This is a genomic window from Elusimicrobiota bacterium (assembly GCA_016180815.1).
GTDB lineage: Bacteria > Elusimicrobiota > Elusimicrobia > JACQPE01 > JACQPE01 > JACPAN01.
The window spans coordinates 119,829-141,212 of record JACPAN010000013.1; the positions used below are offsets into that span (position 1 = coordinate 119,829).

Genomic DNA, 21,384 nt, shown 5'->3' on the forward strand with positions numbered 1-21,384 from the left:
ATTCAATAGGAGGATAAACAACATGAAAAAATTATCGATCTTGACCTTAGCGAGCTTATCGTTGGTTGCTTGCGGCGGGGCCCAATCCCGGGTTAAAAAAGGCGAACTTCAACAAACCATGGACCAAGAGGCCGTGGGCGGCAGTTACGTCGAATCCATCGGTATCGGCGGCGCTGATCCGAGCCTGCCCAATCAAACGCAACGGCGTTCTCTTTCGCGCGACGCCGCCATCGTGAAAGCGCAATTTGAAATGCTTTCCATGATTAAAAGAGTCCAGGTTGAAGGCGGCACAACCGTGCAAGATGCCATAGCAAAAGACTCGACCCTCGAGTCCCGGCTTAACGAAGAATTAAAGGGAGCGGAAATCATCAAAACCGAATGGACCAACGACGATGGCTGCGTGGTAACCATGAGGATTCCCAAAAAGCGCCTTGAGTCGCTGATGGGCATCAAGTTTAAATAAACGGGCCCCACAAGGGCACAGGAGGACTGTCAATGAACGCGCGGGTATTGGCTTATTGTTTGCCTTTTTTTCTGATCGGGTGCGCCTCGACCAGCCGGCTTAAAGTCGGCGCCGTGGCCGGCGGGGAAGTTATCGAAGCCGAAGGCTCCTGTCCCATCGTCGGCGGCGACGTCAGGGGGGCAAAAGAATGCTCCCTGCGCGAAGCGCAGAAAAAGGCTCTGGAAAAAGTCATCGGCGTTTATCTTTCAGCCAAAACCCGCGTGGAAAAAGCGGTCACGATCGAACAAAACATTCTGGCCAATACCGAAGGCTATATTTCCAAATATGACGTTCTGAAAGAAGGCCGGGAAAGCGATAATTACCTGACCAAAATTCGCGCTTTGGTCCTCTTCCAAAAATTAGGCGACGACTTAAAGTCGCTTAATGTGCTGAGGGAGCCGTCCGTCGGTTTGCCGCGCGTGGCCGTCATCGTGGCTGATGAAGTCGGAAAAGGGGGGCCCACATCCAGCGATGACGGCAAGGATCACACCTACGCCGCTAATGCCATGGGCGAAGCGCTGATTAAAGCCGGATATAAAATCGTGGACCCGGATGCGATCATGGCCGCCAAAGCTTACGAAAATCTTGACGCGGCCGAAGACGACCCCGCGATGCTCAGCAATCTGGGGATGAAGCTCAACGCTGAAATCATCGTCATCGGCGAGGCCAAGGCTTCTCCGGTGGTCATGGACAAAAATCTCCTTGGAGACATGAAATCCTACCGGGCGACTCTTTCGGCCAAGGCGGCCCGCGTTAAAACCGGGGAAGTGCTCCAGAACGTGTCCGGACAGGCTTCCGGCCTCGACGCCGTGGATGATGCGGCCATCCAAAAAGCGCTTGAAGCCGTGGGCAAAAAAACGGGAGAAGAATTCTCGCGGGAACTGCATAACCGGCTTATTCAAGACGCAAGCGTTTCGGTCACCGCAACAAACGCGGACTTTCAGAAACTTGAAGGCCTCAAAAAAACCTTGGTTGACATGCCCGGGGTGCGCGATCTCTTTGTGCGCTCCTTAGACGGCGGCGCGGCTAATCTGGACGTTTACCTGACGGTCGCCGGCAAGACGGGCGTTCAAGAAATCGCCGCTAGGTTGTCGGAGAGGCTCAACGCCAAAGTCAATCGAGTAGAAGGGAACACTCTCGAAGTCGCGCTGCCCTAGCGACGGGATTCATCGGCAGCGTAAAGTCCGCGTTTCAGCCTTGATTTAAGGGCATTGCCCCATTACACTTCCTTTGTGGATGCCTGCGTGCATTGCGGCCGGCGCGTGCCTGAAAACATCGCCAAATGTCCCTTCTGCAAGAAGGACCCACGGCCTGTCGATGAAGAACCAAAACGGGACAGCCAGCGCCATGTCTATCGTTGGCATGTCGCTTCGCGCGATCAACAAAAACCGGCTTCCGTTGAACCTGAAACCAAATTTCAGGCAGGCGCCGTTGATGCCATCCAGGCCATCACCTCAGGTTCTCCGGCCATGCGTGATAACGCCATCGAATTGATCCTAAGCAAAAAAATCAATATCACCGATCAATTGATCGCGACCCTGGATAACCATTCTCAAGTAGGCAGGGAACACATCGCCAAAGCCCTGGGGCGCCTGGGCGCGCGGGAAGCGATCCCGACGCTTTGCAAAACCATGGGAAGCGCGGAGCGAGCCTTGCGCTTGGCGTCGGCGTGGGCTCTTCACCGCATCGGCGATATATCCATCGTCCCTCACTTAATCGATAATTTCAAAGACAACGACGCCGAGGTGCGCCGATACATCGTTTATGTTCTGGGAGGCATGAGCGATAGGAAAGCGTCGCCGTACATCAAAAAGGCGCTTCAGGATGTCGAACCCGGAGTCAGGCGCCAAGCCATTTTGTCCCTGATGTGCTTGGAAGGGCGCACGGCCGCCTCCGCCATCCGCAACAGCCTAAAAGACGGTGATGATCGTGTCCGACAGGTGGCGAGCGAAGCCTTGGTCGTTCTTCAAGGCAACAGGCGGGGACGCAAAATTTTCCTAATCATCGCCGTCCTGGCGGTCGCTTTGTTGGCCGGCCTGGCGATCATCAATCGAGGCCGTTTCGTCGCTAAAAAACAATCTCAGTTTCCCTACATCATCTCGATACCGCAGGAAGAAGGAATCGACGGCAAAGGCGTCCGCTAAAGAAAACCTAGGCGGCTAATATCGTATCTACCTTTCTCATCAACAAGCGCAGCTCAAAAGATTTCTTAACGCAGCCGCTCGCTCCCATGGCGAAACTTTTCTCGATATCCTCGACTTTATAACGGCGGGCCAGCATCAACACGGGGACCTTGGGGGCCATTTTATTGGATTTCATCTCATGAAGAATCTGCCACCCGTCCATCCTCGGCAATCCGATATCAAGCAGCACTAAATCGGGTTTAAACGTTTTTAAATGAACCAACCCTTCGATCCCATCGAAAGCGATTTCCGCTTCGTATCCGGCCACACTAAACGCCTGGGCGAAAACAAAGGCGTGATCCGGCTCATCTTCAATAATCAAAATTTTTGGTTTGCTCTTGGGGCGCTTTGAATTCGGCAGGGGAGGAACCGCGACCTCAGACTTGTAAGAATAAATCATGAAGCCGAATTTTTCATCAAAATGGTCTTTTTTAATCCCGGCCACGGGCCGCTCGAGCTGCTCATAAGCAAACTGCGAAATCCAAGCCGTATTGACCGGCGCGTATTTCTGCAGATAGCCCGCCAAATCGATGGCCGAGGAGGGGAGAATCTGAAGCGTGGCGCTTTGCTCGCTGGCGTCCACGTATACCTTGCCCGTATTGACGCCGACCCGAACGCGAAAAGGGTTCTTCAACAGCTGCGTGGCCTTATTAAATTGCGGCATACGATTGAGCAAGTCAATGGCCGATTCGACCGCCTCCTGGCTTAACGCATACTGGCTCATGACGCCGTCGCCGGTGATGCTGACCACCTGTCCTCCGTGCGCGCGCATCACGTCTTCGACCAGTTTCTGATAAGCGAGGAAGCTGAAAATCACATCCTCCTCGGTCTCCCCCATTTTCATGGCGGTTGAATCAACCACGTCGATGGAAACGAAACTGGATGTTTTCTGAAGGATACCCCTTAACCGGCGGTCCAGGGCCAAACGTTGAGACTCGATATTCTCTCCCACCACTTATACATTAGGTCGAGAACGCCCGCTTTGCAAGGCATATCTAAAAACTTTGGCGCCTCCATCAAAAAAATTTAGGAGGCTGGCAGTTGTTTTAAAGAGCTGTTCATATCCTAAAATACCTATGCACCTGCCTATTACTAAAAACAATGCGCCGGGATCCCAGACAAAATAGAATTACTCTTGACCATTACTTCGCCGATAAAACGGCGATTGATCCGTGCGAATGGCTGCGCCTTGAACAAGGGTCCAAGGAAACCGCCATGCGCGCCGTGGATCTCATCGCCCCGATCGGCAAAGGCCAGCGCGGGTTGATCGTTTCGCCGCCGAAAGCCGGCAAGACCATTCTCTTAAAACAGCTTTGCCATGCCATCGCCACGGTCGCGCCTTCGATTAAGCTCTATTGCTTTTTGCTTGACGAACGACCGGAAGAAGTGACGGACTTTCAGCGAGACACCCCGGCCAAGGTCGTGGCCTCATCCAACGACCGGCCCAATGAAGAACATATCGAACTGGCCCAGGATTTCATCCAACATGCGGCTCAAGAAGCCGCCTCCGGCAAAGACGTCGTCATCCTTCTGGATTCCCTGACCCGCCTGGCCCGAGCTTTCAACAGGGGCTCAGGCAGCGGGCGCACGCTCTCGGGCGGCCTGGATTCAAGGGCCATGGAATTGCCCCGGCGTTTCTTTGGGGCGGCCAGAAACATAGAAGGGGGAGGATCCTTAACCATTCTGGCCACCATTTTGGTGGAAACGGGCAGCCGGATGGATGACGTTATCTTTCAGGAATTTAAGGGCACGGGCAATCTGGAGCTTGTCTTGTCTCGAAGCGCGGCGGAACAGCGCCTGTTCCCGGCCATCAATATCAGGCAATCGGGAACCCGCAAAGAAGAAAAACTGCTCCCGGAGGATATCCTTCGCGGCACTTGGAAATTACGCCGGGTTTTAGGCGGTTTGCCTGATCTTGAAGCAACCCGGAAACTTGTCGAACTTTTAGAAAATCACGCCTCGAACGAAAAACTTTTAAGCCCTCTCTTCTGATTCCAATTCAGCGAGCCTGCGCTGAAGCGACTTGATCTCATCGCCCACGGCCCTCGCGCGCATGTAATCGGCATACACAACCGGATCATGCATTTGAGCCGTCAATTCTTCAACTCTCTTTTTGATTTGCACGGCTTCCACCGCCTGTTTTTCTTTCAGGCGCAAGAATTCGCGCTCCTGGGCTTTTTGCTGGCGGGCCAATTTCGGATTGACCCCGGAAGCGGACTCGGGCAGTCTCTCAGGCTGCGTGATTTTGCCATCGGCCTCCTCACGGATTTGTTTTTGCCGGTGCTCAAAATACTCGTAATTGCCCGGATAAATCGAGACTCTTCCGCCATCGACATGGACGACATGGGTGGCCAATTGGTTGATGAAATACACGTCATGGCTGATAAAACAAACCGTCCCGTCATAGTTTTTTAAGGCGTCGATCAACGCTTCAACGCTGGACATATCAAGATGCGTGGTCGGTTCGTCCATCAGCAGCACGTTGGGGGGATCAAGCAAAAGTTTGACAAGAGCCAGGCGGCTTTTTTCGCCGCCGCTTAACACATTCACCTTTTTGAAAACCGTCTCGCCGGGAAAAAGAAAGGTACCTAAAACGGTGCGAATAAAGGTTTCCGTCTGTCCGAATTGGGTGTTGTCCGAGGCCTCCTGAAAAACAGTGCGATTGGGGTTGAGCATATCCAGGCGGTATTGGGAGTAATAACCAACCTTGGCGTTTAAACCCAGCGCGCGCTCGCCCGAGTCGATGGGGATGACCCCGGCCAACATTTTAAGCAAGGTCGACTTGCCGGCGCCGTTATGGCCGACAAAAGCCATTTTCCAGCCGCGCTCCACGGCAAAATCAAGCCCTTGATAGACTTTAACGTCGCCGTAAGATTTATCGACGTTGTTCAAGGTCAAAACGCGCGCGGCCGTTCTTTTGGGCTGGGGAAAATTAATTCTGATGGGCTTCATCTCCCTGGGCAGTTCGATGCGCTCCAATTTTTCCAAGCGTTTTTTCATGCTCTGGGCGCGTGAAGCCGTGGACAAGCGGGCCAAATTGCGCGCGATAAAATCTTCCATATCCGAAATTTGTTTTTGCTGCAATTTATAAGCGGATTCCAATTTCTCTTTTTCCCGGTCCCGCGCCTCGATGAAATCCTCAAAAGCGCCCCAATAAACGTTTAAATCATGGTCCAGGACGCTGACAACAGCCTGACAGATGGTGTTTAAAAACGTCCGGTCATGGGTGATGAGAAAAATAGCGCCCTGGAATTGGCAAAGGTATTCCTGAAGCCAAAGAGTGGATTCAAGGTCCAAATGATTGGTCGGCTCATCCAAAAGAAGAGCGTCGGGCTCCTCCAACAGGAGGCGGGCGATGGCCACGCGCATGGCCCAGCCGCCGGAGAGCTGGCTGATTTTCTTCTCGAACCCGGCATCGTTGAACCCAAGGCCCGCTAGAATGGACTTGGCCTTGGCCGCAAGCCGGCCATCCAAGTCTTCATGGCCGGACAAGGTTTCGCTTAAAACCGTGCCGTCGCCGAAGATTGCCTGTTCCTGGGGCAAATACCCGATACGGATTCCTTTTCTTAAGTGAATCTCGCCCTTGTCCAGGGTCTCCTTGCCCAAAATCAGCTTAAAAAGCGTAGATTTGCCGGAACCATTGGGACCCACCAAAGCGTAGCGGTCCTCCTCATTAATTTGCAGAGAGGCGTTTTTAAGAAGAGTCTGATAACCGAACTCTTTATAAGCGTTGCGAATGGTAATCATGAAACCATGATTTTACCATCACGCCTGAATTGTTGTTCGTCGGGAATTTAGCTTAGCGGCCCCTGGGGATGCGCCTGAGGTAACAAATGTAGACAGTCTCAGCCAGGGTGATTTCAAAAAGTTCTTGATATATCTGCCGAAGATGGAGGCAAGCGGTCGGCCAATTGCGCCTTGAAGCGCGCTCAAAACGCTCCACGCGCAGGAGGAAGTGCACGGGGGCATCCACATAAGACCCGGACGTTCCTCCGCTTAATAGAGAATCCAATTTTTGCGAAATTTCTTCGCACATTCCTTCGATATTCGGTTTGAGCAAAGGAGTTTTAGGATCGTCCACCGAAGACCCTGTAATCCGCCCGCAAGCCGCTTTCAAACGATCCGCATATTCCAGAATAGTCTCAGCGGGGAACGCGGCTTTATCCGTATAAATCTTATTGGGATCAAAGGCCAGAAGAACGCCGCTTGAGACTGCGGAAAGAATCACTGTGAGCAAAAGCACGGTTTTTTTCATCAAAGCCTCCGATGGATTAAGTCTAAGGTCTTCCTACCCCATTTTCAATGGCTAATTTTTACGCGCCGTGGGAAGGCGCGGGCCTTAGATGTTTTCTCCGGCCCACTGGCGGCCAAAAGCGATCCCTGTTACCCTAAAGCAATGAGGCAAAAGAACGCTCCTGTTTTTCTTCTGGCCTGCCTTTTGGGATTAGCGCCGCAGGCTTGGGGCTGGGATGACTCCTATATTTTAGGGGAGATCAATGTTCTGCTCAATGAAATCAGCGGGCTCTCAAGGGAGAGCGAGCTCGGCACGGAAATCATTATCGGGAGCGTATCAGGCGACCATAACGCTATTTTTGACGATAACACGGGACGGGTCATCATCAACAGGCAAAAGCTCGAACAAGCCCAAACCTATATGGAAGCCATGCCCAATCATCCTACCGGAGACGATGTGCCGAAGGTCCTGGCCCGGCACTTTTTCCCGACCGTGGCCCATGAGCTTCGGCATGCGCACATTCACCGTGAAATCCCCGGCGTCCAGGCAAGCAAAGAGGATGAAATCGCCGCCTTCATCAACAATATGCTTGCTTATCACGCGCTGCGCAAAAAATACCCGCAAGATATGAGCGTGTACGATACGCCCCAACGGACGGCGATGTATAGAATTTACACCCAATATTGGATCCCCGATGGAGTCGACGGTTTAAAAAGCATGGTCAGCGCCAACAAAGCCTATAAGGCTTACCCATCGCTCAATAATAACGAGGACGTGTCCAAATGGAAAGAAAAGATTCGCAATGCTCAAACCGTGGCTATTCCGATTGAAGAACAATACGAGGACGACGGGGATTGGGAAGCCGCGTGCCGGGCATTAAGCGCCATATCAAACGGACCTTGCGGCAATGCCTCGCAATTAAGGGCAAGATTTGCGGAAATCGGCGAAGCGGCCGGGTTCTGGCTGGATGACGAGGGAATTGAGGAAGCCAAAACCCTATATAACGATACGGAATTCCCGCGCGGGGAGCGGCTTTGGAACCGTCACTCCAAGAGTCCCGCTAACTAAACGGATCAAATCTTTTATCCGCTTATTGCCCCGGCGTCGCAGCCGGGGGCTCGTCCTTCAAAAAATCGGATTCTTCAACAAATTCGATGTCAACTTGCCCGCTGTCCGGGTTGAAATGAAAAAAATGACCGGGGGGAGGAGGACCCTCCGTCTCTTTCGTCTCATAAATCGCTTGCTGCACGACCTGGTCGTAAAGAACCTTCAGCGATGCAGCTTCTTCAAGCGAAAGGGCATCCCAAGCGGCTTGAACCCGCGCCGGGTCCTCGGTTTCTGAAAACAAATTGACGCCGTCAACGGTGAATACTCTGCCGTTTGGATTTATATCGCAATGGCCGCTATTTCTTACAAATGTCGTCAAATCGGCGGACGACCTATTCCTGGCAGTTTCAATGGCCTGCCGAAAAGCCTCTAAATAAGCCTCATCAGCGCCGGGAGTAGCAGTCCCGCTCCCCGGGCTGTCAACCGGCGCTGTCGTCTGACGCCGACCGACAGGATCGGGACCGCTGACCGGCCTAAACCCTGCACGATCTCCGCCGCAAGTTAAATAATAAGCAACCGGAGATTCCATACGACTGGTCATAAAGGGCTCATGCTGTTCATACGCTCGCACTGCGCAATTATAACTACGCTCGATAATTCTCAGCGCTTGTCTGCGCCGGGCAAAAGCAGGCATATACAAATAAAGCTCCCCTTGGTAATAAATAATTCGAGGTTCACCCATGGTCATTCGAATCTCATGAAAAACATTTGATAAGCGCCTAAAGCCCGGGGCCAAACGCTTAGAACTTCCAAAGTGATAAGAAGAGGGGGTCCTAAGAGTGCGCGTCAACTCATTAAGCGATATATGCAAATGAGTTGAGCCATGACAATCCCCGTAACACACCCTAAAATCGCAAGGGAAAAGACGCCAGGGACAACTCTCTCGAGGGCATTCTCCGGCGCAATCCCTCGTCACATCAATAATGCAATGATCAGTGGCCCAAGAAAATACCGGCAGCAACAGAACAATAATCAAATAACGCACTGCTTTAGCTTAACCTGAGTTGATGGATTTTGCCAGGACAAGCTCTGCGTAGGGGCGGGCAATTCCTATAATTTCCCGAGTGCAAGCTCAAGAAATACGCAAAAAATTTCTGGATTATTTTGAACAGCGGCAGCATCGGGTTTATCCCTCGGCCTCACTGATCCCAGCGGACCCCACGCTTTTATTCAACTCAGCGGGGATGGTGCCTTTTAAAAATCGCTTCTTGGGCGTGGAAAAAGGCCCGCCTAGGGCGACCAGCGTGCAATTGTGCATGCGCACAACAGATATCGACCGGGTGGGCTTCACGAAACGCCACCTGACGTTTTTTGAAATGCTCGGTAATTTTTCCTTCGGGGATTACTTTAAAACCGAAGCCATCGGTTTTGCCTGGGAGTTTCTGACCAAAGAACTCGGCCTTCCCAAAGACAAACTTTGGACCACGGTGTACAAAGAGGACGATCAGGCCGAAAATTTATGGAAAAAGCACGGCCCCGTCAAAATCATCCCGCTGGGCGAGGACTCCAATTTCTGGTCCATGGGGCCGACCGGTCCATGCGGCCCATGCTCGGAAATTTATTGGGATTTCGGCGCGGACAAAGGCTGCGGCCCGGACTGCAATCCCGGCCATGACAATTGCGAACGCTTCCTGGAAATCTGGAATCTGGTGTTCATGCAGTTCGACCGGCAAACGGACGGCCGCCTTGTTTCCTTGGCCAAACCCTGCATCGATACAGGGATGGGTTTGGAAAGAATCACAGCGGTTGTTCAAGGAAAAGAGTCGATTTTTGACGTTGGCGATCTTTTTTTAAGTCATGCGACACTTGCAAGTCTTGGATGCTTGGTGATGTTTGATATTGCGAAAAATAAACCAGCTGCAGATGACCCGCATGTCAAAGAATTACGAATTATCCAAGACCATGTGCGTTCTGCTTCTTTCTTAGTAAGCCAAGGGGTCCTTCCTTCAAACGAAGGCAAAGGTTATATCCTGCGACGGCTAATCAGGCGGGCTCTAAGTCATGGCATGAAATTAAGAATAGATAAAGAACCGTTCCTATGGAACCTGGCCAAAACTTTTATGACGCTTCCCGCATTCAAAAATCATGTGGATCTACAGGAACGTTACGATATGGTTCAAGAAGTCATCAAAACTGAAGAAAAAAAATTTTTGGAAACGCTGGAACGTGGTAAAAAATTCATGGATGAGTTAATAAAAGAAGTGGTAGAAGATCAAATAAAAAAAACATCTGGAAGAAAATTTGAACTTCCTGGTGACAAACTTTTCTATCTTTACGAAACCTACGGTTATCCTTTAGAATTGGCTAGAGAAATCGCCAAAGAACAGGGCTTGGACATCAATGAAGCCGATTTCCAAGCCGCCGAAGAAAAAGCAAAAGATATCGCCCGCAAAGGGTGGAAGGGCTCGGGCGCGGAATCCGAAGCCAAGTACATCGAGCTTCGGGAAAAGCTGAAACTCGACAAAGTCGCGTTCACCGGCTATGAGGCGCTTTCCGCAAAAACGCAAATCACGGCTGTCTTGGATTTGTCCTTAAATCCTCTTAGAGAGGCTGTCGAGAATCAAGAAGTCTATATTGCTCTCTCTCAAACCCCGTTTTATCCTGAAGGCGGCGGCCAAATCGGGGATCGGGGCTCGATCAACGGAACGAACGCAACAGCCGAAGTCACGGACACTCAGACCCCGATCGCCGGCCTTATCCTGCATAAAGCTAAAGTCAGCAAAGGGAAATTAGCCCCGAATGAGCCGGTTGAGGCTCGCGTCGAACAATCATGGCGTATGCCCACCTCGCGCCATCACAGCGCAACCCATCTTCTGCATTGGGCTCTGCGCAAGCTCGTCGGCCATCATGTCACTCAAGCGGGCAGCAATGTGGGCCCGGATAAATTCCGTTTGGATTTCACGCATGGCAACTCTCTAAAAGGCGCGGCCCTTCAAGAAATCGAAGCCTTGGTCAATGAAACCATCAAGGCCGATTTAAAACGCGAGCGCAAGGAGCTGACTCTTGAAGAAGCCCGCCAGTCAGGCGCCATGACGCTTTTCAACGAAAAATATGGGGAAAAAGTTTTTGTGGTTCGCTTCGGCGAGTCCTTTGAAGCCTGCGGCGGAACCCATGTTTTGTCCACCGGACAAATCGGCCCCTTGAAAATTCTCAAAGAGTCGAGCGTGGCCGCCGGCGTCAGGCGCATCGAGGCGGCTTCGGGCGATGCGTTAAAAATGTGGGAAGACAAACAAAAAATTCAGCAGCCAGCCGCGCCGAAAAAAGAAAAGGAAGCCGCGACGGTGGCGCTGGGCGAAGCCAAAACCCTTGAAGGAAAAACCCCGCAGGGCATCGCTTATAAAATTCAAGTTTTCAGCCAGGGCGATTCCCAACAATTGAGGAATCTCAACGATCAGGAAAGAAAATCCTTCGAGGGTGTTATTCTTCAATCCGCGGCCATCAACGGAAAAACGGGTTTCGTCATCGGCGTTCATGAAAATCTGATCCGCAAAGGGTTGGCGGCCGGAAATTTAGCCAAACAATTGGCCCAAAAATTGGGCGGCAGCGCGGGCGGACGGCCGGATTTCGCGCAAGGGGGATTTGCGTCAAACCCGGCGCCCAAAGATATCGAGACCGCTCTGTTGGCGATTTTGCAGTAGGAGGGACCGTACTTCATTTCTGCTTGACTCTGCTTGCCATCGGACTTCACGCCCACCCCGCGGGCAATGAAGTCGTGACCATTAACAGAAAACCCCTGGCGATCCAAAAAATGATCAGCAAAACCGGAACAATCGGGGAAACTCTTCTGGTGACTCCGTTGAGCGATCCCTCAAGCAAACCTTTCAATGTCGTTCTTTTCCAAGGCCTGTTGCCCCATCCCAGCCTTAAAATCGATGTGGGGATTCCCGCTCAGGACGGAGAAAATATCACCTGGCAGCCCGCTTTTTTAAAAATGTTTCCGCAAAATCGTTTCTGGGGAAGAGTTGTCTTCAACGAAATGCAGCGCGGGCCCGTGCGGCTTAGGTTCACCGCGCAAAATCCGCTTTCCGGGCTCCTGACTATTTATTCTGTTGAAACCTTCTTTGAACCGGAATCTCTCGAGCGCAGGCAAAGCGCCCCGATCCGCCGCGTGCGCAAAAATAGCAAAGCCGTCGAACGCCCGGCCATTATTTCGCGGGAAGAATGGGGCGCGCGCTCTCCTAAAGAAGATTATGAAGCGCACGCGCCCCGGCGCTACACCCAGCATCACACCTCCGGACGCCGAACTTTTGCGCTCGAAGATTCCATTCAAGAAATCCGCTTCATCCAGGACTTCCATCAAAACGGCCGAAAGTGGAACGATATCGGATACCACTTCATCATCGATGGGGAGGGGAGGATTTTTCAGGGGCGCCCGGAGACCGTGCTCGGCGCGCATACCAAACATAACAATCAGGATAATGTGGGCGTCTCTTTCCTGGGCTACTATCAGGAACCCGTCAACGACCGTTTGAACGAAAATCAAATCGAAAGCGCCGTGTCGCTTTACTCATGGCTCTCTTCAACGTACCAGATCGCGCCTGATACGCTGCGCGGACACCGGGATTACCGAAATACGGATTGTCCGGGAGATTTTGTATACGAATTGCTCGATAGCTTTAAGACGCAGGTCCAAAACCGGCTGCGCCCTCCGGACGCCCGCTCATCCTTCGTATTGCCCGGCATCCAAGCAAACGCCGGTTTCTAGCAAGCCCCGGGTCCGCTAGGCTGGAATCAAATGACTGATCATGCTCCAGTCGCAGGAGTTAGCCCACTCTTTAAAAGTCTGCCAGCCCACCTCAGGATAATCCCTGCGAAGGCCCGCGATATCAACGCTGCAGCCGTTTTGATCGAGCCATTCAAACATTAAGGCGAAATCCCTGTCCATGGCGCGCACTTGATCAATGGGCGTTTGAACGAATTCAATGTTGCATCCGAATATATCCGAAAGAACGCCGGCGATGTCGCCCACGGCAATTTCATCCGAAGCCAGCTCGATGCGGGTATTCAAAAACGTCTTCGGACGGTCAATGGCCATGGCGGCAAATTCCCCGATGTTTTCCAACGGAATCATTTGCAACTTCTTCTCAGGGGGCAAAGCGATGGAGAAACGGCCCTCTCTTAAGCCGGGCAGCCACCAACTGGTACGCAGATTTTCCATGAAAAAGACCGGCGCAATGATGGTGTAAGGAATGCCGTAGGACAGGATGTGCTCTTCCACCTCGAACTTGCCGTCAAAATGAGAAATGCAAGTATTTTGATCGGCTCCGGCCACCGATGTATAAAGCAAATGGTCAACGGCGCACTCATAGGCAGCCTCAGCCAATGCGATCCCTTGGCGGATCTCGGCTTCCACCCCCGCCTCAAACGGTGTTCCCATGGCAAAGACGGCGTCGGCTCCTTTCATGGCATTCTTAAGCGACGACTTGTCATCAAAGTCTCCGATGACGATCTCGGCGCCTAATTTTCTTAATTTCTGGGCGGCCGGAGATTCAGGTTTTCGGGTCAGGGCGCGGACATGGTGATTCATCTTTAACAAAGCGCGCGCTACGTAACCGCCCTGTTGGCCCGTAGCTCCGGCGACAAGAACAGTTTTTGCACTCATTTGTTCACCTCCCATATTTAAATTATATGCGGTTGGGAAAAAATCGGACGGGCCAATTATTCGACGTTGGGGGGAGCCATCTCCACAAGGGACCATGTGACATGCGAATTCCGGCAACGGCAGTTGACAAAGTGCTCCTCGAAAATTAAGATTCTTAAAGCTCAACAAACGGAGGGACATTGAAAAAACAGATTTTAGCCGCGGGGATGCTGACCGCGCTCGCGGCCTGCGCTCCGCGCCCTCTCTTCGTCATCCGCAACCAGGAAACAGCCGCCCATGTCAAAAAAGTGGCGATCATGCCTTTCCTGGACGCTCAATTTCAATCGGCCTATGACCCTCATTACAGCGGTTTAGGCTCTTCCTTCGTTCCTGCGTTGATGTTTGACAACATGGCCAAGAAACATCTCTCCAAAAGATTTGAAATTATCGGTCAGGACCAATCCCTCGAAGCCTTAAAGAAAGAAGGCGTTGAATACAAGCACATCAAGGGCGCATGGTCCGCTGTGCGCGATCCGGAATCCATCCGATGGGGGTATACTCCGTCCCAGGCGCTGGCGGCCGGAAAAAAACTGGGCGCAGACGCCATTTTACTGTGCGTTCAAGGCCAATATTTTAAAGACAAGAAAAAACCGCTTCAAGCCATCGGCTTAAGGCTCATCGACGTCAAAACCGGTAAAACCCTTTGGGGCGTCAATGCCACGGGCCAACCGGGCCTGTTATCGAAAGGTGTCGTCGTGCGGCAACTTTTAGCGCGCGTCGCCAAGGAGGCGCCATGAAAAAATTTGCGGCTTTCCTCTTCTGTGGATTCGCCGCCTCCGTGCTGGCAGGCTGCGCCACGGCTAAAATCAACTACGTCAAAGACGGGTTTTCCGCTCCCGATATCGTGGCCATGCTGCCTGCGGACAATCAAAGCAACGACTTGACGGCGCCGCGGGCAGCGCTCGGCGCCGTAGCCTCGGCGTTGATCGGGGCCAATTACTTTCCCATCTCGACCCCGGCTCAAGAAGAGATTTTGAGAAAATTGGGGCTGACCGACGGCGGCCAGTTGAATGCTTTTAAACTCACCGACCTGGCTTCCAAATTGGAAACCGACGGATTGGTCGTGACCAGAATCGATGAATTTAAAAAAGTCAATATCGGCATTTATATCAGCCCGACCGTGGAAACCACCGTCATGCTCTATGATAATCATGGGGAAAAGCTTTGGGAAGCCACCTCCAAATTTACGGAAAAAAAATTCAATCTTAGCTTGCAAGCGGCGATTCAAGCGGGGGCCCAAGAATTGGCCGGTGATTTGGTGGGGAAAATTTTCAAAACAAGCTTAGTGCGGGAAAGCCAAATCATGGGCGGGCTTCTGGCTAAAAAAATGACGATGAATAAGCCGTCTTTAGCTTATCCCGGACCGGCCTATCAGCCTGCCACGCCGAAACAAGTAGCGGCAAAGTAGCCAATACCCTTCCGTTTAAAGCCATTCGCTCCGAGCGATTGCGCCAGCTGGCTTACCTTGCGATTCAGCATTAATCCGTTAGACTATTGGTATGGTCCGACGGCACATATTGATCTCGACGGCGATCTTGCTAATGACCGCAGTCGTGGACTCCTCAGCGCAAACCTGTGAGGAGCAATATACTCAAGCGTGTCAGCGATTACACGCGAACACGCGAGCCGCATTCGACTTATCCACCCGAAGCATTTTTTACTTAAATCCCGGACGCACGGGTCCGGAACTCTTGAATCATGCCCCCCTTCAAAGACGCATCTCGAGGGGAATCAATAGGACAAATTTCAGGGAAAAAATTCTGCCGGTATTCATCGCTCTAAAATCGCTAATCATTGAAAGAGCCATGCGCCTTCCCGAAAGCAATCCGAAAAGGCAGGAAATCATCGATCTTTACATCGCCCTTCGCTTGGAAGCCAGAGACCGGCCCCGCTGCGATGAGTATACCCGTCCTTTTGTCGCTAGTTTTGACGGCGATGCCGTGCTCATCTGCCCTTGGATGACGCATCTTGCCGTGGAATCCATGCTTACGGTTCTGGCTCATGAATTAGGCCATGCCGTTGATCCTTGCTGGCTTTCAGATGAGCCTATCGGCACCCTCTTGCCCAGCCTGCCGCCGGAACGCGCCCAAAGCTGCGTGGAAAGTGAAGAATTATTCGCTGATCGCATCGGCGCTCTCTTGACGGGGGAATTGTTAAGCCGGTTGGGCCAAGCTGGAATTCCTAATCTGGTATTTCCAGAAAACAGCGATGAGCGTTTAGGCACGTTTCTTTTTTATGCTTTTACCCCGGCCTGTCAGATTTGGAATGAAAGATTGACCGCTCTGATCTATTCCGCTGAAATTCGATCTTTTACTGGCTGTTCTCAGTAAAATAAATCAATTTCTGGGGTCAGGTCTTAAAATTTGATGAAAATACACATCGCTATTGCTCAACGACAGAATAAGGATCAGCGGCAAGTGAAATCAAATAAAGACAGGGCCTCAAATTGGCGTCAAAAGTGCTTTGAACAATGCCGGCCCCTGGGTAAAAACCACCCTGGGACATGCTTTTGGGCGTCAACTCAAAAGTGAAGGCAAAAATGCCCTTTTCGCCATAAGCCCAATCCGTTGTATCTCCGGAAGAGATATATAAATCGCTTGATTGTTGGGGCGTATACCGGTTCCACTGAGCCATGGTCTGGGCCATGGTTTCAAAAACAGCCTTATCCCTGGCATTGCCGATGCCCTCATCCGTGTAACCCCAAGGATAAAGAATCAACTCGCTGAACGTATGAAACGAAAGAAGAATCTTTATATTGGTGCGCTGTTCGATAAAACTCTTCATCGCCTGGGTTTCCGGCTCAGAAAAAGCCGCAGGGCCCCGGTAAGTATCGCTGGCGGGATAGCCGGATGAGCCTTGGCCACCCCAGTGATGCCCGTAATTCCTATTGAGATCCACGCCCATGGAGCCGCCGTTATCGCGCCGGTTCTTGCGCCACATATGATAGCGGTCGCCTTCAATGTCATATTCGGCGCCATCAGGATTGACCATGGGGATGATGTACACATCCCGACTATCCAGCAAGCGGCGCATTTCCTCGTTTTCTTTATATGCGGAAACCAAATGATTGGCCAGCATGATGGGAATCTCGGCGCTTAAATGCTCACGCGCATGGTGGAGTCCCATAAACACAATACCGGGCTTATCGCTGGGCTCTAAATTTTTAGCCGTGCTATTAAGCCTTAAAACCGTCAGAGCGCGGCCTTCAAGAGATGAGCCTGCGGAGAACAATGAAACAAGCTGCGGATCGGCGGCGGCCAAAGCGCTCAGTTCCGCCATGGCTTCGCCATAATCGTGATAGATTGAATCCCTGGGTGGGAAAGCCTTGAGGATGAATTCCAGGCTCTTCTGATCCAAAATACGAAAACCGCGGCGCTTGAGCCGGTCGACCGTCGCGTCATCGGCCGTGCCCGCGATGGAGTTATCCTTAATTTCTTCAATAGCCAAACCAAGTTCGGCGGCGAGCGTGCGTTGGGATTTGTTGGAAGCCTCGATCACGATCCAATGGCGGGAAGGAGTTCCATCGGCCAGCAGCGTGATGGCCGATGGCAGGAAAGCGACGGCAAGAACAAGAAGCCTGATCAGCGCCCCGAAAACCGAGGGCTTGGTCTTCATTGGCCTTAATTATGATTTGTTTTTACTCAGATAGCAAATGAAATTACCCGAAAGTTCTATTTTGAATTACCCCAAAAGACCCTAAAAGCTGTTTCCTACAGGGCGTGGCCCGTCAATCCGTTAGGTTTAATGGCCATGAGAGAAGGGACGCTAATGCAGCCATCCCTTTTGATCAGAGTCGGCCGCAGCTTGGCTCGCGTCGTGCTGCCGGCCGTGCGGATGACCGCCGTTCGTTAATTATTTTCGAATAAATACAAACCAACGGCCGCGGCGCCTGTAGCGGCTCCGGAATAAACCAAGGGCTTCCAAGCAATTGCGCCGAATAACATTTGGGTGCCGGCAGCGCCCAATAACCAATTGGTCATATCCGAATGAACAAGTTGGGCTCCGGCTCTCTGTTTTCGGCTGTCATGCATATAAACCGCCACGCCGAGGGCTCCGGTTGCCAGGGATGAAACAAATAGGGGACGCTGTTTAAAAAGCTGACGGTTAGCGGCGATTTTACCTTCCTCAGCAATAACGGTCCCCAACATTTGCATCCCGGCGCCGCCAAGCAAGGCCTTACTCATAGGACTCAAAGAAGGCTGCCGGTTGCTTGCCGGTGTCCCGTTGAATAAAACCGCACTGGAATTCGCGCTTGAGGAAGCCGCATTGAACCCGGTCAGCCTGACGGGCCGGCCAGCGGCTCTGCTCCTAATTTGAGCGCGGTCAAAAGAAAAATTTATTCGAGTTAAAGCAGCCGAGCCGTTCGCATCCGCGTTCGTTTCAGCGAAAGCAAAATGATTGAGGGATATCAGGGCGATCAGCAAGTAAAGGTATTTCATGGTTTCTCCTTTTTAATATTGAATGGATCAATTATCGCAACGAAAAATAAAGTGAAAAAGGGCCTTCCGGTTCTTTTCCCTAGGCCTATATGCCTAAAAAGAAACCGGGACTAAAGGCTTTTAAGCCTGCTGACCGACTTTCGTTTTGAGGTGATCTTCGCGCAGTTTGACTTTCTGAATCTTGCCCGTGGCTGTTTTGGGCAAGGTTTGGACGAATTCCACTTTGCGGGGGCATTTGTAATCCGCGATCAAACCCCGGCAATGAGCCACAATATCCTTGGCCACGGCGCTCTGGCCTTCTTTTAACACGATAAAAGCCGCCACTTCCTCGCCCCAGCGCTCATCCGGCAAACCGATCACCGCCGCCTCGGCCACCGCCGGGTGCTTATACAGCGCTGATTCGACTTCCGAGGGATAAATATTTTCTCCGGCCCGGATAATCATCTCTTTCTTGCGGCCCACGATAAAAAAGTACCCGTCTTTGTCCTTCATGCCCAAGTCCCCGGTATGCAGCCAGCCGTCTTTTAACGTTTGGGCCGTAGCCTCCGGGTTATTGAAATACTCGCGCATCACGTTATCGCCTTTAACCACGATTTCGCCGACTTCGCCGGGCGCCAATTCTTGGCCGCTATTGTCCGTAATCTTCATGGGTTGTCCGGTCAACGGCAAACCGATGGAGCCCACTTTTCTCGCGCCATCCCATGGGTTGACCGAAGAAACGCAGGTGCCTTCCGACAGCCCATAGCCCTCCAAAATTTTAGCTTTGAACTTCTTCTCAAAAGCCTCAAAGACCGGAACAGGCATGGGCGCGGCTCCGCAAATACAAAAACGCAGGCTGCTTAAATCGTATTTCTCGGCGTCGGGCAAATTCAGCAGCACCGCGTAAATTGAAGGAACCGCGCTGAAAGCCGTGGCCTTGTGCTTGGCTAAAGCCGGAAAAAACTCTTTCGGCGTGAACTTGTCCATTAAAATCATGCTCCCGCCCACATAAAGGGGCGCCAGCGTGGTCACCACCTGGCCGTTGACGTGAAAGAGGGGGAGAATGCAAAGAAAACGATCTTTCTCGCTCATCATCGAAGGCGCGAATTGATCGACGTCAAAAAGATAATTTTTATGCGTCAACACCGCGCCTTTAGGAAATCCGGTGGTTCCCGATGTGTAAATAATGCCGGCCGAGTCATCGGTTCCAACGACGACATCCGGCGGAGCCTCCGAAAAATTATTGATCATGGCCAGGGCGGATTCCTTGGGCTTAGCCTCCGCCACCGTCTTGACCCAGCGCAGGGAACCGCACTTGGAATGAAGGAGTTTGCCTAATTCACCGAATACGGAACCGATCACCAAGGCCGAGGCCTGGCAATTGTTGACGATGTATTCCATTTCCGGCGGCTTAAAGAGAACATTGACCGGAACAGCCACGGCTCCGGCTTTCATTGCGCCGAAAAAGTAATAAAGAAATTCCGGACAATTAACCAACACAATGGCCACCCGGTCGCCTTTTTTAACGCCCGCGGCGATGAGTTCCCTGGCCGCCGCATTGCTGATGCGATCAAGCTCTGAATATGAAATCTCCTGATCCTTAAAAATCAGGAATGTCTTTGAGCCGTATTGCTCGGCCTGTTTGCTGAGGAGTTCGTTAATGGTTTGGGCCTTCATAAATTAACCGTCCTAATCCTCAATAATTTCGAAATGCTTGATGTCTCTTAAGTTGCCCCTCCTGCTTTCTTCAAACACGGGGCGCACGCGCATGCCGATGGCCACCTTGCCGTCTTTGGGCAGCTCAAGAAAATGCTGAAAATTGGTGTCTGCGCCGTCTAAACGGATGAGGCCGTAGCCATAGGGCACGGGTTTCTTCTGCCCTGTCTCAGGGTCGATAAAAGCAAAACGTAAAATCGTGAATGTGGCGATGGTTCCCAAAGGCCCGACCTCAACCCATTCTTCCATACGCTTGTAACATGGGCCGCAAACGGGACGCGGGGGAACATGCACACGCCGGCACCCGGGACAGCGAACACCCATCAACCGCTTATTGTCTTTTAACTCAGCAAAGAACCGGCTGCCGTAAAGACCGACGCTGTAGCGAAACGGCTGGAACGCCTCGCCGCTTGAGAGAGTAATAAGATTAGGGTTTTTTTGCGCCATACATCAAAATATCAGACCAATAACATCCGCCGAATCCCGTGGACAAAGCGACCTTGACATCCGGAACTTGCCGTTCGCCCGCTTGCCCGGAAATCTGAAGCGCGCATTCCGCCGCGCGAATCAAGCCGGTCGCGCCGATGGGATTCGTTGAAATCACACCGCCAGAGGGATTAATCGGCAATTCGCCGCCCATGTCCGTGGCTCCGTCCCAGAGCAGTTTGGCTCCTTCGCCGGGCCGGGCCAGGCCCAAGGCCTCGATCCAGGATAATCCGGCATAGGAATACGGCGTATAAAGTTCCATGACATCGATTTCTTTTAACGGCTCTTTGATTCCTGTTTTTTGATAAACCTCGGCAGCCGCCAGCTCCAATGATCTGAGCGAGCCGAATTCCACATCACCGGCCATGGAATACAAATGCCGGTTGGCCGTGGCCCAGACCCAGGCCGGCTTGGGGGAAATCTTTTCCGCGACGTCTTCGGACGCGAAAATAACGGCGCAGGCGCCGTCCGTTCGGGGGCACATGTCCCAAAAATGAAGCGGATCGGAAATCATGGGGGAGCGCAACACTTCCTCAACGGTGATTTCTTTGCGCACATGCGCATGTGGATTTTTCACGGCATTGCCCCGGTCGCGCACCACTACGCGCGCCGCGTCTTTTCCCGTGACCCCGTATTTTTGGGAATAAGCCGTGGCCTCGAGGGCCAAACCTGAAATCGCTCCGGCAAAAACCATGCGGTCCCATACCGGATCGAAGGCCGTGGTAATAGCGCCCGTGGTGTCTGATTCCGAATTTTTCTCCCAACCGATCACCAGCAAACGGTCGAAGTGCCCGGAAGCCACCAAATGATACCCGCCGATGGCCAGGGTCGAGCCCGTGGTGCCGCCGGTGGTCAATTTTATGGTGGGCTTCATAAACCCGCCGTTGCCGTCAATAGACCATAGCTCGACGCCGTTGATGCCTTCAAAATGATCCATATTCCCGATGACAACGCCATCGATGTCATCGCGCGTCAAACCCGCACTTTCCAAGGCCTTGGCCACGGCTTCGTGGATCAATTCGACGCCGGTTACATCCGGCCGGCTGCCCATGTGATTCGTTTGCCCTGAGCCGACGATCGCAACACGCTTAGCCATA

The 21,384-nt window shown here is 52.2% G+C and carries 20 protein-coding genes; 10 read left to right on the forward strand and 10 right to left on the reverse strand.

Annotated elements, in window-relative coordinates; genetic code table 11:
* The first annotated feature begins 22 nt into the window (after positions 1-22).
* The 3 genes from HYT79_07175 (at position 23) to HYT79_07185 (ending at position 2,646) form a co-directional block, all read left to right on the forward strand.
* Entirely contained in the window at positions 23-463 is a 441-nt protein-coding gene (locus HYT79_07175) for a hypothetical protein (protein MBI2070371.1), read from the forward strand.
* 32 nt (positions 464-495) lie between these two features.
* Entirely contained in the window at positions 496-1,659 is a 1,164-nt protein-coding gene (locus HYT79_07180; protein MBI2070372.1) for a hypothetical protein, read from the forward strand.
* Between the two features lie 75 nt (positions 1,660-1,734).
* Positions 1,735-2,646 (forward strand): HEAT repeat domain-containing protein, encoded by a 912-nt coding sequence (locus HYT79_07185; GenBank protein MBI2070373.1) that lies wholly within the window; start codon positions 1,735-1,737, stop codon positions 2,644-2,646.
* 7 nt (positions 2,647-2,653) lie between these two features.
* Here HYT79_07185 and HYT79_07190 read toward each other — a convergent pair whose 3' ends face one another.
* Complete coding sequence (locus tag HYT79_07190; GenBank protein MBI2070374.1) at positions 2,654-3,640, reverse strand: response regulator; 987 nt, start codon at positions 3,638-3,640, stop codon at positions 2,654-2,656.
* A 146-nt stretch (positions 3,641-3,786) separates the two neighbouring features.
* On the opposite strand from HYT79_07190, the gene rho reads away from it, so the two are divergent.
* Positions 3,787-4,677, forward strand: coding sequence for a transcription termination factor Rho (gene rho, locus HYT79_07195; GenBank protein ID MBI2070375.1), 891 nt, complete (start codon positions 3,787-3,789; stop codon positions 4,675-4,677).
* Here the strand turns inward: rho and HYT79_07200 are convergent.
* A complete protein-coding gene (locus HYT79_07200; protein MBI2070376.1) occupies positions 4,660-6,432 on the reverse strand; it encodes an ATP-binding cassette domain-containing protein in 1,773 nt (590 codons plus the stop codon). The genes rho and HYT79_07200 overlap by 18 nt on opposite strands.
* Positions 6,433-6,484: 52 nt before the next feature.
* Positions 6,485-6,940: a hypothetical protein gene (locus tag HYT79_07205; GenBank protein MBI2070377.1), complete on the reverse strand. Its 456-nt coding sequence runs from the start codon at positions 6,938-6,940 to the stop codon at positions 6,485-6,487.
* Between the two features lie 141 nt (positions 6,941-7,081).
* Here HYT79_07205 and HYT79_07210 point away from each other — a divergent pair, with 141 nt between their 5' ends.
* Entirely contained in the window at positions 7,082-7,987 is a 906-nt protein-coding gene (locus HYT79_07210) for a hypothetical protein (GenBank protein MBI2070378.1), read from the forward strand.
* A 22-nt stretch (positions 7,988-8,009) separates the two neighbouring features.
* Here HYT79_07210 and HYT79_07215 read toward each other — a convergent pair whose 3' ends face one another.
* The gene (locus HYT79_07215; GenBank protein ID MBI2070379.1) at positions 8,010-8,597 is read right to left on the reverse strand and encodes a hypothetical protein; all 588 of its coding nucleotides are present in this window, start codon (positions 8,595-8,597) and stop codon (positions 8,010-8,012) included.
* Positions 8,598-9,090: 493 nt separating this feature from the next.
* On the opposite strand from HYT79_07215, the gene alaS reads away from it, so the two are divergent.
* Both alaS and HYT79_07225 read left to right on the forward strand, forming a co-directional pair.
* The gene (gene alaS / locus HYT79_07220; protein MBI2070380.1) at positions 9,091-11,664 is read left to right on the forward strand and encodes an alanine--tRNA ligase; all 2,574 of its coding nucleotides are present in this window, start codon (positions 9,091-9,093) and stop codon (positions 11,662-11,664) included.
* A 23-nt stretch (positions 11,665-11,687) separates the two neighbouring features.
* On the forward strand, positions 11,688-12,731 hold the full coding sequence (locus tag HYT79_07225; GenBank protein MBI2070381.1) for an N-acetylmuramoyl-L-alanine amidase: 1,044 nt from the start codon (positions 11,688-11,690) through the stop codon (positions 12,729-12,731).
* A gap of 15 nt (positions 12,732-12,746) precedes the next feature.
* On the opposite strand, the gene HYT79_07230 is transcribed toward HYT79_07225, so the two are convergent.
* Positions 12,747-13,628: an NmrA/HSCARG family protein gene (locus tag HYT79_07230; GenBank protein MBI2070382.1), complete on the reverse strand. Its 882-nt coding sequence runs from the start codon at positions 13,626-13,628 to the stop codon at positions 12,747-12,749.
* A gap of 179 nt (positions 13,629-13,807) precedes the next feature.
* Here HYT79_07230 and HYT79_07235 point away from each other — a divergent pair, with 179 nt between their 5' ends.
* From HYT79_07235 to HYT79_07245, 3 genes are all read left to right on the forward strand, one after another.
* Positions 13,808-14,404 (forward strand): hypothetical protein, encoded by a 597-nt coding sequence (locus HYT79_07235; GenBank protein MBI2070383.1) that lies wholly within the window; start codon positions 13,808-13,810, stop codon positions 14,402-14,404.
* Entirely contained in the window at positions 14,401-15,075 is a 675-nt protein-coding gene (locus HYT79_07240) for a DUF799 family lipoprotein (GenBank protein ID MBI2070384.1), read from the forward strand. Before HYT79_07235 ends, HYT79_07240 begins: the two co-directional genes overlap by 4 nt.
* 397 nt (positions 15,076-15,472) lie before the next feature.
* Positions 15,473-15,997, forward strand: coding sequence for a hypothetical protein (locus tag HYT79_07245; protein MBI2070385.1), 525 nt, complete (start codon positions 15,473-15,475; stop codon positions 15,995-15,997).
* A 52-nt stretch (positions 15,998-16,049) separates the two neighbouring features.
* Here HYT79_07245 and HYT79_07250 read toward each other — a convergent pair whose 3' ends face one another.
* The 5 genes from HYT79_07250 to HYT79_07270 all read right to left on the reverse strand — a co-directional run bounded on the left by HYT79_07250 (position 16,050) and on the right by HYT79_07270 (position 21,383).
* Positions 16,050-17,282, reverse strand: a complete 1,233-nt coding sequence (locus HYT79_07250; GenBank protein ID MBI2070386.1) for a zinc carboxypeptidase — start codon at positions 17,280-17,282, stop codon at positions 16,050-16,052.
* A 233-nt stretch (positions 17,283-17,515) separates the two neighbouring features.
* Positions 17,516-18,106 (reverse strand): hypothetical protein, encoded by a 591-nt coding sequence (locus HYT79_07255; protein ID MBI2070387.1) that lies wholly within the window; start codon positions 18,104-18,106, stop codon positions 17,516-17,518.
* 120 nt (positions 18,107-18,226) lie between these two features.
* A complete protein-coding gene (locus tag HYT79_07260) occupies positions 18,227-19,762 on the reverse strand; it encodes a long-chain fatty acid--CoA ligase (GenBank protein MBI2070388.1) in 1,536 nt (511 codons plus the stop codon).
* A gap of 12 nt (positions 19,763-19,774) precedes the next feature.
* On the reverse strand, positions 19,775-20,248 hold the full coding sequence (locus tag HYT79_07265; GenBank protein ID MBI2070389.1) for a Zn-ribbon domain-containing OB-fold protein: 474 nt from the start codon (positions 20,246-20,248) through the stop codon (positions 19,775-19,777).
* Entirely contained in the window at positions 20,229-21,383 is a 1,155-nt protein-coding gene (locus HYT79_07270) for a thiolase family protein (protein MBI2070390.1), read from the reverse strand. Before HYT79_07270 ends, HYT79_07265 begins: the two co-directional genes overlap by 20 nt.
* Between the last annotated feature and the right edge of the window lies 1 nt (position 21,384).